Source organism: Algoriphagus oliviformis (assembly GCF_017254915.1).
GTDB classification, from domain to species: Bacteria; Bacteroidota; Bacteroidia; order Cytophagales; family Cyclobacteriaceae; genus Algoriphagus; species Algoriphagus oliviformis.
The window spans coordinates 254,056-265,477 of record NZ_JAFKCT010000004.1 but is presented as its reverse complement, the minus strand read 5'-3'; the positions used below and the strand labels follow the sequence as shown (position 1 = coordinate 265,477).

Genomic DNA, 11,422 nt, shown 5'->3' with positions numbered 1-11,422 from the left:
CTCGGTGCCGATGAAGCTATTAGCAATGAAAGGTTTGAGCGGGGCACAAGAGCTGGTTGCGGAATTTGCCACGGAGCAAGTGGTTTGCGAGTTGATCCATTCGCTGGACTGGTCAGGATTCAATTCTGTGACGTTGGAGAGGGATTCAAAAAATTGGATGGACGTAAGCGGAAACCTAAGCGGCGATGGTTTGGCCATTGTATTTGAGGAGAATGGGGTGCAATACTTCTCAGAGAGCGCACCAGCTTCGGTGGAAGAAATGGGGGAAGCACTGAAGTTGTTTTTGAAAAATGATGATGGTTTTAAGCGATTGGGCTTCGTTTCAGCCAATGAGTCTGTAGCGCCCTTAAGCGAAACAAACTATGGTCTTTGGAAAGTCAGATTCGAGGTGCTGGAAAAGCAGGAGGCTAGACGGCGGTGGTTCAATGTGCTAGTGGCGGTCCTTCTGGTTGGAGGATTCGGATTCATTTTTCACCTCGGGTCTATTGGAGAGTTAAAGTTTTTAGCGCGGAAAACAGACCATACTTCTGCGACAGTTACATCGGTTAGCGCTCGGTATTTGAAGGGAGGCTATGTCAATGTAGTGAATTATGAATTTGATTTTGGGGGAAAAGTGTACCAAGGGAGCTTTTGGGGAACTACGTCCATCGGCTCTTTTAAAAAGGGAGATGTCATACAGGTCAAATTTGTGGTGGATAATCCCTCTCGCTCAAAAATGACTGGAAAGTTTGTCGATATGGGATCTTCGAAATCGGAGGATTGAACGCTTTTTTCCTAATTTCCCCTATGTCCCTTCTCCAAGACCCGATTTTTATCGCCGCCGTACTTTGCCTCACCGTCTTTGTAGGCAACTGGCTCACGAGGTTTGGCTGGGGCAAGACCGTGGGTACGCCGATTTGGGTGATCCTGCTTTGCGCGGCTTTTTCCAATCTGGGCATCATCCCCAGTGCGATGGATGGCAGTCCGGTGTATGATGGCGTGTTTGTGTACTTGGCGCCTTTTGGGATCTTTATCGCCTTGCTGGAGGTGGACTTGAAGAGCCTCAAAAACGCGGGATTGCCGCTTTTGCTGATGTTTTTGCTCGGCTCGGCAGCGACGGTGATCGGCGTGCTGGTCGCTTGGTTGGTCGTCAGTCCCGCCGCTGAGCTTGTCGACTTGGCTCCGGCGGTGGCTGGGATGTACACCGGAACCTACATCGGCGGAAGCATCAACTTCAACGCCATCGCGCTGCACTATGGGGTAAACGAAAACGGGAATCTCTTCGCTGCAACCACGGTGGTGGATAGCGTGGTGGGGACGGTTTGGATCATCGCGACCCTGCTCTTGCCTAAGTTTTTGCAAAGACGGTTTCCAAGAAAGAAACTTGCTTCTGCCAAATCCAAGGAAAAACTGGTAACCGAGGAAACGGTGTCCATTTCTTCCTTGGGCATGATCTTGGCGCTGGGACTCTTTGGAATGGCGCTGAGCAAGGTCTTTGCCGCTTATTTCCCGCAGGTGCCGGAGATTTTGGTGCTGACGACGCTGGCCCTGGTGCTGGCGCAGGTTCCCGCAGTGAAGGCACTTCGTGGCAAGCATACGCTGGGGTTCTTTTTCATCCTCGTCTTCCTGGCAGTGATCGGCACGCTCTGTGATCTGGGTGCGTTGGCCAGTACCGGCTCGCTGGCCCTGACCCTGTTCCTGTTTGTGGGCTTGCTTGTGCTGATCCACGGTGCGGTGATTTTTGGAGTCGGTGCGCTGGTCCGAATTGATTGGGATGTGATCGCTGTTGCTTCCCAAGCCAACGTGGGCGGGAATACCACGGCCATTGCGGCGGCGGAGAGTCTGGATCGCCCAGACCTACTGATTCCCGGTGTGCTGGTCGGCAGTCTGGGCAACGCGCTGGGGACTTATGTGGGCTTTGCGGTGGCTGGGATGATTTGATGGGGAAAGAAGGAATACGGTAGGGATGGCTTGTCTATTTGGACGTGAGGTTCACGCGAGTTGGCTTTTTTTGACCGTTTCGGAAAGCAATCGATATCCGGCGGTAAGCAAAAGACAAAACCAGAAAGTGAAAGCGTACAGCAAGGTTTGGTCAGAAAAGCCTGTCCATTGTAGCCATTCGAGACGCAAGACAGGTTGACTTAGAATGGCAATCAGAAAGACGGTGTTGCCAGACGCTACGATTTGGGAGTTTTTCAGAAATCTTGCCTTGAATAGTCCTGCTGCCGCGATAGCCAGAAAAACAACCATGACCGCCGTCTTTAAGGCTGTTTCGGCGAAGTGGGGCGTGGTGTGCGAAAAGACATTCACGCACGCTCCCAGCACAATGGTTATGAGGATGACTTTAAAGAGGAGTCGTGCCGAAACTTTGCGGAAAAGCGCCTTGGCAGCTCCCAGATGTGCCTGGAAAATGAATTGTCGCTGGAATCTTGTCAAGTCTAACTGGGATAGTTTTTCGAATAAAAGCGATTCGAAAGACTTTTCTCCCCCAAGATCATTTTCGATAGCTGTCGCGAAGTGATCCACCAATTCCGCTTTGATGTCCTCGTAAAAAATCGAGCCGAAGGCCAAAGACGACTGGATCTTTGCGATTTGCTCGGGTGTAAGCGGAGTATTGTTAGGCTTTTTCATATCAAGGCAGTTTTTGATTTGATTTTCCAAGCTTCGAAGAGCGTCAGCGTGTAGGCCACGTAGCCGAAGAGCAGAAAGAAGCTAATGGCCAAGAAGTAGGGGGAGTCAAAGAAATTGCGCGTTCCGAAGATTTTCGGGACGAATATCAGCAAGTTGAGAGAAGAAGTAAGCAAAGAGAACTGTCCGAGAATGGCGTCCAAATAGGAGGATTTGATGGTGGTCTGACTTTTTAAAGTACCCTTGATGTCTTTTACTTTTCGGTAGGATTTGTAAAAAATCCATCCGGTAAGCAGCATGGAAAAAACCACGGGAACTAGCAATGTCAGGCCCTTTGTCCTGTTGTCGATCGTATCCCACACGACGAGCATGAATGCCAAAAAAAACGCGGTGGCGAAAAATCTGGGCCATGTGAAGTAGGTCTTAAAGATGGTCCACTGGAGGCCGAAAATCTCTTTTTTCGAGGCTTTGGCAAATTTTGCCTGAAGGGAGTGGCAATAGCTGTAGGGGAATTTCTCCTCCAATTCCTTCAGTTGCCCTTCGAAGTCTCCCTCGCCAAACCGCTCCAAATGGCTCACGTAGTGGTCGTAGATTTCCAGCAGGATTTCCGCCGAGCTCAAGCCCTTGGCTGTGATGGCTTTTTTGACTTGCTCCAGTTCGGTTTGCGTGAGTGTTCTCATTTCCGCGGTTTTTAAAAAATCAGATATTGAAATCAGGCTTCAAGCCGGGATTGACGATGCGCTGCATGTTTTCTACAAAGGCCCGGAGCTCGGCCAGCTTGGAGCTGACCTCGGTTTTGCCGGATCGGGTCAGGCTGTAGTATTTCCTCACCCGGTTGTCCACTTGCTGGATTTCGGTGCTGAGTAGGCCTTCCGCTTCGAGCTTGTGCAGGGCTGGATAGAGCGCCCCCTCGGTGATCTTGAATTCCCCAGCGGTCAGCTCCTTCACGCGCTGGGTGATCTCGTAGCCGTACATTTTCTCGTTTTCTTCGAGAAGTTTCAAAATGATCGTTTGGAGGCTTCCTTTCAATAAAGCGTTGCTGGACATGGGCTTGACAATGAAGCTCCAATATATCGATTTCTTTTATACCTAAGATTCATAGGTGTATTTTCTTTTCGCTTTTTGCTAAATTTTAGCCATGATCCGAAAAGCCCAAACCCAAGACCTCGGCGATCTGGTGCACATGGCCCGCACGGCCTTTCTCCAGGCCTTCACCGCCGGAAACAAACCCGAAAACGTCAGCGCCTATCTGGAGGAGGCCTTCACACCCAGCCAACTGGAAACAGAACTTTCCAATCCAGCTTCTACATTTTTTGTCGCTGAGGACGGGGACGAGATCGTCGGATACCTGAAGGTCAACCAGACTCCGGCGCAGACGGACATCCATGACCCAGAGAGTCTGGAGATCTCCAGACTTTATGTACTGGAGGAGCATTTGGGGTCGGGTTTGGGAAAAAAGCTTTTGGACACCGCCATAGACTTTGGGAAGCAAAACGGGAAAAAATACCTCTGGCTAGGCGTGTGGGAACACAATGCGCGGGCGATCCGATTCTATGAAAAAAATGGCCTCCGAATCTTCGGAAGCCATCCTTTCCCTTTTGGGGACGAGATCCAGACGGACCATCTGATGCGGATCGACTTTTAGTCGCCGAGCTGACCTTTTTCGGCCATTCGCTGCATCTTCTTGTTTGCGTAGATGGCAACTTCCACCCGTCGGTTGCTGGATCGGCCCGATTCGGTGTCGTTGCTGGCGACGGGCATGCTCTCTCCATAGCCCACGTCGGATATCCTGCCGGGAGCAACCCCCAAGCCTGCCAAGTAGGAGCTGACGGAGTTGGCTCGCTGCTGGGAGAGTTCTTGGTTGTACTCTTCGGTTCCCTTGCTGTCGGTGTGGCCTTCGATCAGGATGTTGGTGTCCTCATATTTCTTCAGCGTCGTAGCCAGATCCTGCAGATTGGCTTGGGAAGTGGAGGTCAGGGATGCTTGGTCAAAACCAAACAAAAGGCCCGAGTCAAAGGTGATCTTGATCCCTTCTCCCACGCGCTCGACTTTGGCTCCTTCCAGATCTTTGCGGAGTTCCGCGGCCTGCTTGTCCATCTCGTTTCCGATGATAGCCCCGGCCGTGCCTCCGATCGCTGAGCCGATCAGCACTCCCGTGACGGTGTTTTCCTTGCCTGCGATCACGCCGCCAAGCACGCCACCTGCGGAACCTCCGATGGCGGCACCTTTCACCGCGTTGCTGGTCTTGCAGGAGGGCGCGGCCGCCAAGACTCCCAGTAGACCTATTCCCAATAAAATTCGATTGGATGTTTTCATGATTTCTAAAATTTATGGTTCCGAAATCAAAGGGCAGTCCAATCCTCGTTTACGACTGACAGAAGCGCTTTTGAAAAACTGGTCTAGCGGCTGTCTGGGCGATGGTGGAACTGTGAAAGGTTTTGGTTTTCAATGGATTTGGAAGTGTTCTCTGATGGAAAGGGGCGAGGGAAAGCCAGGTGTCGGGAAGGTAGCCTAGCCGATGGCTGGCCTTGGAGGTTTTTCATACATCGTCTTGACTGTGTAAAAATATCCTCACTTTGCGCCGGTGTTAAACAGGCGTTAAAGATTCTTCACTGCGCAGATTTGTGTGAAGGACGGGCTTGAATTCGGAAGCGGGAGTGGTATTTTTGAAAGAAAAAAAGATGAAGCGCTTTTTGGCTTTTGTTTTTCTCGCTTTTCTGGGACTGCCTCAGGTTTTTTCCCAAGAGAAAAATGGCGAACCCATCGTGATCCTGATTTCGCTGGATGGATTTCGATATGACTATGTGGAGCGATTTCAGCCAGAAAACCTCTCCCGCTTCATCGCAGGCGGGACTGCAGCCGAAGGACTGATCCCGTCTTTTCCCAGCAAGACTTTTCCCAACCACTACACCATCGCCACCGGGATGCTGCCCGAGCACCATGGCCTGGTGGACAATTCCTTCTACGAGCCCTTCAAAGACCAGGTGTACAACATGGGCAATCGGGACATCGTGCAGGATGGCTATTGGTATGGAGGCACGCCGCTTTGGGTGCTGGCGGAAAACAACGGCATGAAGGCAGTCAGCTATTTTTTTGTCGGTTCGGAGGCTCCAGTGCAGGGGATCCGGCCCAGCGAGTACTTTGACTACGACGGCACGGTTCCCAATCTGACCCGCGTCAGCAAGGTCTTCGACTGGCTGCAGCTGCCGGATACGGAACGGCCACGCTTTATCGCCCTCTACTTCTCCGATATGGACGATGTGGGGCATGCCTATGGGCCGAGCAACGATGCAAAACTCAAGGAAAGGCTCACCCAGCTGGACCATGAGCTGGGTGCGCTCTTCGAGGGGATCAAGAGCTTTGACCTCCCCATCAACGTAATCATAGTCTCCGACCACGGGATGGCGGATGTGCAAAAGGACAAGCTCATCAACCTGGACGAACTGACCGAAGGCATCGACGCCCGGGTGGTCAACAATGGGGCTTTGGCCCACGTGCATTTGGCAAACAAGGCAGAACAAGAAAAGGCCATCAAGCTCATCCAGTCCCGCAGCGCGCATGTTGCGGTGGATGACTTTGTGAAAAACGAGAACTACAGCGACATCAGCGCCTATCCCCAGCGGGTAGGTGATTTCCTGATTATTCCGGAATTTGGATATTACCTGGCCGACAACCGGGGGATGATGCGCTACCAAAACCGCTCGGCGATGCTGAAGACGGAGACTTTTGGCGAGCATGGCTTCAGTCCGAAGCACAGAGAGCTCTGGGGGATTTTCTACGCCAACGGCCCCCAGATCAAGTCGGGGGTTCAGATCGAGCCTTTCCAAAACATCCATATCTATCCGCTGATCTGCCAGATTTTGGGCCTGCCCATCCCAGAGAGTGTCGATGGCAAGACTGAGGTGCTTCAACCTGTTTTGAAATGAAAAAGCTGAAGATAGAAAGCCGGGATGACGTGGACTTTTTGGTCAGGAGATTCTACGATCGGGTGAGGGATCATGAGACGCTGGGTCCGGTGTTCAACGGCATCGTGGAGGATTGGGAGACACACTTGATCCACCTGTCGGATTTCTGGGAAATGATCCTCCTGCAGACGGGACCGGGGAGGGGGAAGTTCAATCCCACTCGCGTTCACCAGCAAGTGGACGCGGAGGTGGACCACAGCATCTCCCAAGTCCATTTCGGCAACTGGCTGGAGCTGTGGTTTGGCACGATTGACGAGTATTTTGAAGGGGAGCATGCCGACTATGCCAAGGAGCATGCCCGCAGAATGGCCCACATGCTGTTTATGCGCATTTGGGAAGCGCGGCCGAGAACATCATGAGTTTTCGGAAGTAGAAACCAGCCGATACCGGCAGTCGGCTATTTTTTGATTATATTTATTCCAGTAGGATTTTTTTGATATTCCACGATAGCACTTCCGGTCGTATGAAATCACAGTGGGTATTCTGCTTTGTCGTCTTGCTTTTTTCTTGGGGTACAGGGCTCCCGGCTTTTTCCCAAGGAAATCTCTTTGACTCCAAGGAGCCGATGCTGATCGAACTGGAGTTTTCAATCAAACAATTGCGCTCAGAAACCAACGACTCGACTTTTCTGGAATCCCGGATGGTTTTTGAGGCGGTGGATGGAAAGATGGACACCGTGGAGGTGGAGATCAGAACCCGCGGCAACTTTAGGCTTGAAAACTGTTATTATCCGCCGATGCGGGTAAAGATGAAAAAAAAGCAGGCCGAAAACACCCTCTTTGAAGGAGACCGGAATCTAAAGCTCGTCCTGCCCTGCTCCAAGGCGAAGAACGCCGGAAACTACGTAGGGAAGGAATACCTGGCTTACCAGCTGTACGAGGATATTGCCAGTTTTTCCTTTCACACCCGCCTGTTGCGCGTTCGGCTCAAGGATTTGGACGACAAAAAACAGGAGACGGTGGAGCTGCTGGGTTTTTTCATCGAGGACGACGACGATGTGGCGGATAGGTTTGGGGGCAAGATCTTGGATGAAAAGAAGATCATCCCCACGCTGATGGAGGACTCGGCTACCGTCCGTCATGATTTCTTTCAGCTCATGATAGGCAATACGGACTGGTCAGGCCTCTTTCAGCACAATGAGAAAGTGCTGATGCTGGAAGACAAGACCATCGTTCCCCTGCCTTATGACTTTGACATGACTGGCTTGGTAAATCCTCCCTACGCCCAAGTCAACAACCAAATTGGGATAGATCGGGTCACGGATCGTCTTTACCGGGGATTCTGCCGGGATCCCGAACTGATGCAGGCGATTCGGCAGGAAATACTGGCGAAGGAAGACCAGATCTTTCAGACCATTGCCGAGAGCGGGCCTTACTTTGCCGATGCTGATGGCAAGGCCTGTCGACGGTACATCCAGGACTTTTTTGACATTCTCAAATCTGACCGTGCTTTTGAGCAGCATGTGCTCAGTGCCTGCCGTTCCGCCGATGCCGCGCAGACCTTTTAGGCCACTTTTTTGCAATTTTTACTAAAAACCTGAGAATCTCGGATCCCTTTTGCAAAACCTGAGAGCGGATGCGCAGGATTTCCAAAATGCTAGTGAGGCCTGCGAATCGCTTTTCCCCTATCACGACGAACCAATTCGGATTTGGATATAGGTGGGGTTAACTTTCTGATGTTCTTTTGATCCTAAGCCAACGAACGATCTTTAAAACATGAGAGATAAGGGTGATTTTTTAAACAACTTACTTTTTTTCAGACTCAGCGACTAGAAAGAGGATGACAGTTTCCTTGATTTAGATTTTTAGTACATTTTTTAATCTTTTCCCTTTTCCTTCTTTTCGATGGAAAGGCAGTTTCTGGCGAAGAATCGGTGCGGAAGGTAACGCTAAGGTCCTAGGCTAGGTTTTTCCAGTTTCTATTTTTGGCTTACTTTTAGGCCAAGCCTACTTTATGATGCGGAAACTTTGCCTCTTGCCTGCTTTTCTGATTCTGTTTTCCTGCGAGGAAATCTCCGACATCACCCGAGTGAAGGGTCCGTGCACGATCGAGCTGGTGGACGGGCGGACGATCTCCACTGCCAATGACATCGAGATACTGGAAAGCACCGGTACAGTCACCTACCGGGACGAAGACGGAAAGCTCTGGTCTCTGAGCGAGGCGGAGTACACGTCCTACACCTGTGGCAACTAGTCCATCGCATCTACAATCAACACCCAATCGTTGCCCCGACCGGAGCTCGGAGGAGTGATGGATAGCCGCTTGCCCTTTGGGACTGAGGTAAGCTTATTGTCGGGAAAAGTAACTCCCGTGCGGGGATCCAGCCAAGTTGCCTGAAAAACCTGCCCTTTGAGAGAAGTGGGATCGATCGCAATCGCTTTTCCATCCGGAAAATAGAAGAGGGCATAAGTTCCCGCCTTGTCTCGGGTCGCCGACACTAGGCTGCGATCATTCTTCTGCCCCTCGGCAATAAGACCTTGGTCTGGAATGCGCTCGAAATAGGGCCTGCTCAGCATGAGGTTTTTCAGGTGCTTCATCTGATTGGCGACTTCGAGATCCAGGGATTTGTGCCAAGGCTTCAGGGGGCCATTGACCGGAGTCTTGTCCAGATCGTACATCTGCCAGACCGCGTGGCAGCCGTAGGTCTGTCCCGCCGCTCCGGCGAAGACATTCCAGTACATGATCCTGCGGATATCCGCCGCTTCGCTGTAGCCCTCCTCTTTGGCATTGAAACAATAGGGGTGCTCTTCATAGAGCGGCTCGCCGTCGATGGTAGGCTTGGTGGGATTCAACTGATAGTCGTGGGTAATCTTTTCAAAGCTAGGCTCTTCAGGACAGTGGCCAGTTTGGTGCATGTTGAAACTCAGCCAGTCGGCCTGATGAAACCAGTTGGAGCTGCCCCCAGGAGAGGTAGGCTGGGGATGAAAGGTGATCAAGATGGGTTTTTCGGGATTTTGGGTGTCGAGGATGCCTTTTGCCATTTGGCTCCATACCTCGGCGTCTTCCGAGCCACTTCTTGGATTTCTGTCACCTCCAAGTACCCAAACCAGGTTTTTCCTGTCTCTGTAGCGGCTTCCGATCCATTTTCCGTAGGCATAGGCGGTGACGGGAGTGAAGATCTCCGGGCCTATGCCCCACTTGTTTTTGAACAGCTTGTCGCCCCAGGTAGGCAAGAGCGCCATGTGGATGCCGCGCTCTTCCGCCAAATCCAGTATCAAATCCACATGGCGGAAGTAGGCCTCATTATACTCCCATTGCTCCAGGCCTGAGAATGGGAGGTCGCCATTTGCATTGGGTGTGTGGATGCCGTCCAGCTCCGCCAATACTACGGCTTGGACCACGTTGAACCCCTGCTCTTTTCTTTTGTCCAAGTAGGCGGTGGCTTGTTTCTCGTCGAGCCTGTGGAAAAGCTCCCAGGCCGTGTCAGCCGTCCAGAAGAATGGCTTGCCATCGGCCGTCATCAAAAACCTGTTTTCGGGATGGACTTGGATGGGGCCGGAGATTTCCTGAGGCATGGCTTCTAGGAAAAGGAAGAGGGCCAGCAGGGTGGAAAGCAGGGGTTTTCTCATCGCATAGGCATAAAAAAAGGCAGCCCGAAGGCTGCCTTGAAGTGGATCAGTGTGCCGCTGCCGCTGTCGCAGGCTTGGAGCCTTTTTGCCAGACAAAGAAGATGATAAACAAGACGATCAGAATGCCCGGGAAAAGGAGCATTTTCTGAAGCGTTTCCTGTCCTGCCGCTAGCTCCAGCGCATCACCCGCGAGGCCTGCTGCGCTTTGCGTAGCTCTGGATTCGTCGATCCATCCACCGATGATAGGTTGGAAGATCGCGGTCGAAAACATACCCACACCACCAATGATGGACATGCCCAGCGCTCCGGAGAGCGGCACTCTCTGGGCTACGGCTCCCACCATTACTGGCCAGAAGTAGCATACGCCAATCGCAAACACCAGTGCGGCTACATAGGCCATTGGGCCGGTAACGGTGCTGAAAAGGAAGATTCCGATTGCCGCGAAGATGGATCCTCCCAGCAATACGCCAGTCTGTCCGAGGGCTTTGACCACCGGGCCGGCAAAGAAACGGCCGACAGCCATCACGCCTGTAGTCAAGGCCAAGATCAGCATAGGGCTAGCTCCGCTGGCACCCATGATCAGGCCTACCCACTGCTGAGGGCCAAACTCGGAGATCGCGGTCAGCGCCATCGCAAAGAACAGGAAGATGAACACTGGACTCACCATAGCCTTGATGTTGGAGCCAATGGAAGTAGCCGCTTCGACGTGCGGTTTAGGGAAGGTTTTGCCAAAGAACAACACCGCGTAGGCGATGGTAGGGATCATCATCACCCATACCTGTGTCTGCCAAGCAAAACCTCCGTCGGTCATAAACTTGGAGATCAGGGAGCCCAGCACAATGCCTCCAGGGAACCACATGTGGAATCTGTTGAGCATCTTGTTGAGGGTGGTGCCGGAGTACATATCGGCGATGAGTGGATTACAGGCGGCTTCGGTACAGCCGTTGCCAAATCCGATGAAGAGTGTGGAGATCAGCAGGGTGGTGTAGCCGCCTGCAAAGATCGTCAACAAAATGCCTAGCGTGTGGGTGATAAAGGCGATTCGCATAATGTTGGCCGGGCCAACTTTGTGATAAAACAATCCTCCCAAAATCATGGAAATCGGAAACCCGAAAAACCACATGGAATTGATAAAGCCTAACTGCTCAGCACTTAAGCCGAAAGAGTCGCCCAGCTGGGGCAAGATGCCTGCGCGTATCGAGAAGGAAAACGCGGTGGTGATGAGCGCCAGACAGCTTGCGTTAAAGAGGGCGCCACGATTGATGGTTTGGGTCATATAAG

At 52.0% G+C, this 11,422-nt stretch carries 13 protein-coding genes; 7 read left to right on the top strand and 6 right to left on the bottom strand.

The features are described from left to right. Nucleotides 1-10 precede the first annotated feature (10 nt). Nucleotides 11-763: a hypothetical protein gene (locus tag J0A68_RS11625; protein WP_206578382.1), complete on the top strand. Its 753-nt coding sequence runs from the start codon at nt 11-13 to the stop codon at nt 761-763. 23 nt (nt 764-786) lie between these two features. After that, nucleotides 787-1,920: a DUF819 family protein gene (locus J0A68_RS11620; protein ID WP_206578381.1), complete on the top strand. Its 1,134-nt coding sequence runs from the start codon at nt 787-789 to the stop codon at nt 1,918-1,920. A gap of 51 nt (nt 1,921-1,971) precedes the next feature. Here the strand turns inward: J0A68_RS11620 and J0A68_RS11615 are convergent, their stop codons facing one another. Genes J0A68_RS11615 through J0A68_RS11605 form a run of 3 tightly spaced genes read right to left on the bottom strand, consistent with a single transcriptional unit; the run spans nt 1,972 to nt 3,654 of the window. Further along, nucleotides 1,972-2,610 carry a hypothetical protein gene (locus J0A68_RS11615; RefSeq protein ID WP_206578380.1) on the bottom strand — a complete coding sequence of 213 codons (639 nt, stop codon included), beginning with the start codon at nt 2,608-2,610 and terminating at the stop codon, nt 1,972-1,974. Continuing rightward, on the bottom strand, nt 2,607-3,287 hold the full coding sequence (locus tag J0A68_RS11610; protein ID WP_206578379.1) for a hypothetical protein: 681 nt from the start codon (nt 3,285-3,287) through the stop codon (nt 2,607-2,609). The genes J0A68_RS11615 and J0A68_RS11610 overlap by 4 nt, the downstream gene beginning before the upstream one ends. A gap of 19 nt (nt 3,288-3,306) precedes the next feature. Next, nucleotides 3,307-3,654 (bottom strand): PadR family transcriptional regulator, encoded by a 348-nt coding sequence (locus tag J0A68_RS11605; protein WP_206578378.1) that lies wholly within the window; start codon nt 3,652-3,654, stop codon nt 3,307-3,309. A gap of 91 nt (nt 3,655-3,745) precedes the next feature. On the opposite strand from J0A68_RS11605, the gene J0A68_RS11600 reads away from it, so the two are divergent. Beyond that, nucleotides 3,746-4,252 (top strand): GNAT family N-acetyltransferase, encoded by a 507-nt coding sequence (locus J0A68_RS11600; RefSeq protein ID WP_206578377.1) that lies wholly within the window; start codon nt 3,746-3,748, stop codon nt 4,250-4,252. On the opposite strand, the gene J0A68_RS11595 is transcribed toward J0A68_RS11600, so the two are convergent. Then, nucleotides 4,249-4,923 (bottom strand): YiaD family glycine zipper/OmpA-like lipoprotein, encoded by a 675-nt coding sequence (locus tag J0A68_RS11595; protein WP_206578376.1) that lies wholly within the window; start codon nt 4,921-4,923, stop codon nt 4,249-4,251. The two genes, J0A68_RS11600 and J0A68_RS11595, sit on opposite strands and share 4 nt — an antisense overlap. Nucleotides 4,924-5,288: 365 nt before the next feature. On the opposite strand from J0A68_RS11595, the gene J0A68_RS11590 reads away from it, so the two are divergent. The 4 genes from J0A68_RS11590 (at nt 5,289) to J0A68_RS11575 (ending at nt 8,765) form a co-directional block, all read left to right on the top strand. Then, nucleotides 5,289-6,533 (top strand): alkaline phosphatase family protein, encoded by a 1,245-nt coding sequence (locus tag J0A68_RS11590; RefSeq protein WP_206578375.1) that lies wholly within the window; start codon nt 5,289-5,291, stop codon nt 6,531-6,533. Continuing rightward, on the top strand, nt 6,530-6,931 hold the full coding sequence (locus tag J0A68_RS11585; protein ID WP_206578374.1) for a group III truncated hemoglobin: 402 nt from the start codon (nt 6,530-6,532) through the stop codon (nt 6,929-6,931). Before J0A68_RS11590 ends, J0A68_RS11585 begins: the two co-directional genes overlap by 4 nt. A 104-nt stretch (nt 6,932-7,035) precedes the next feature. Beyond that, entirely contained in the window at nt 7,036-8,079 is a 1,044-nt protein-coding gene (locus tag J0A68_RS11580; protein WP_206578373.1) for a hypothetical protein, read from the top strand. A 446-nt stretch (nt 8,080-8,525) separates the two neighbouring features. Then, nucleotides 8,526-8,765, top strand: coding sequence for a YgdI/YgdR family lipoprotein (locus tag J0A68_RS11575; RefSeq protein WP_206578372.1), 240 nt, complete (start codon nt 8,526-8,528; stop codon nt 8,763-8,765). Here the strand turns inward: J0A68_RS11575 and J0A68_RS11570 are convergent. Further along, nucleotides 8,762-10,141: a glycoside hydrolase family 140 protein gene (locus J0A68_RS11570; RefSeq protein ID WP_206578371.1), complete on the bottom strand. Its 1,380-nt coding sequence runs from the start codon at nt 10,139-10,141 to the stop codon at nt 8,762-8,764. The two genes, J0A68_RS11575 and J0A68_RS11570, sit on opposite strands and share 4 nt — an antisense overlap. A gap of 46 nt (nt 10,142-10,187) precedes the next feature. Beyond that, entirely contained in the window at nt 10,188-11,417 is a 1,230-nt protein-coding gene (locus tag J0A68_RS11565) for an MFS transporter (RefSeq protein ID WP_206578370.1), read from the bottom strand. Between the last annotated feature and the right edge of the window lie 5 nt (nt 11,418-11,422).

What these genes read in the sequence shown, in the direction of transcription:
- J0A68_RS11625 (WP_206578382.1), top strand. Translation starts at nt 11, where the DNA reads ATGAAGCTATTAGCAATGAAAGGTTTGAGCGGGGCACAAGAGCTGGTT.
- J0A68_RS11620 (WP_206578381.1), top strand. Translation starts at nt 787, where the DNA reads ATGTCCCTTCTCCAAGACCCGATTTTTATCGCCGCCGTACTTTGCCTC.
- J0A68_RS11615 (WP_206578380.1), bottom strand. Translation starts at nt 2,610, where the DNA reads ATGAAAAAGCCTAACAATACTCCGCTTACACCCGAGCAAATCGCAAAG.
- J0A68_RS11610 (WP_206578379.1), bottom strand. Translation starts at nt 3,287, where the DNA reads ATGAGAACACTCACGCAAACCGAACTGGAGCAAGTCAAAAAAGCCATC.
- J0A68_RS11605 (WP_206578378.1), bottom strand. Translation starts at nt 3,654, where the DNA reads ATGTCCAGCAACGCTTTATTGAAAGGAAGCCTCCAAACGATCATTTTG.
- J0A68_RS11600 (WP_206578377.1), top strand. Translation starts at nt 3,746, where the DNA reads ATGATCCGAAAAGCCCAAACCCAAGACCTCGGCGATCTGGTGCACATG.
- J0A68_RS11595 (WP_206578376.1), bottom strand. Translation starts at nt 4,923, where the DNA reads ATGAAAACATCCAATCGAATTTTATTGGGAATAGGTCTACTGGGAGTC.
- J0A68_RS11590 (WP_206578375.1), top strand. Translation starts at nt 5,289, where the DNA reads ATGAAGCGCTTTTTGGCTTTTGTTTTTCTCGCTTTTCTGGGACTGCCT.
- J0A68_RS11585 (WP_206578374.1), top strand. Translation starts at nt 6,530, where the DNA reads ATGAAAAAGCTGAAGATAGAAAGCCGGGATGACGTGGACTTTTTGGTC.
- J0A68_RS11580 (WP_206578373.1), top strand. Translation starts at nt 7,036, where the DNA reads ATGAAATCACAGTGGGTATTCTGCTTTGTCGTCTTGCTTTTTTCTTGG.
- J0A68_RS11575 (WP_206578372.1), top strand. Translation starts at nt 8,526, where the DNA reads ATGATGCGGAAACTTTGCCTCTTGCCTGCTTTTCTGATTCTGTTTTCC.
- J0A68_RS11570 (WP_206578371.1), bottom strand. Translation starts at nt 10,141, where the DNA reads ATGAGAAAACCCCTGCTTTCCACCCTGCTGGCCCTCTTCCTTTTCCTA.
- J0A68_RS11565 (WP_206578370.1), bottom strand. Translation starts at nt 11,417, where the DNA reads ATGACCCAAACCATCAATCGTGGCGCCCTCTTTAACGCAAGCTGTCTG.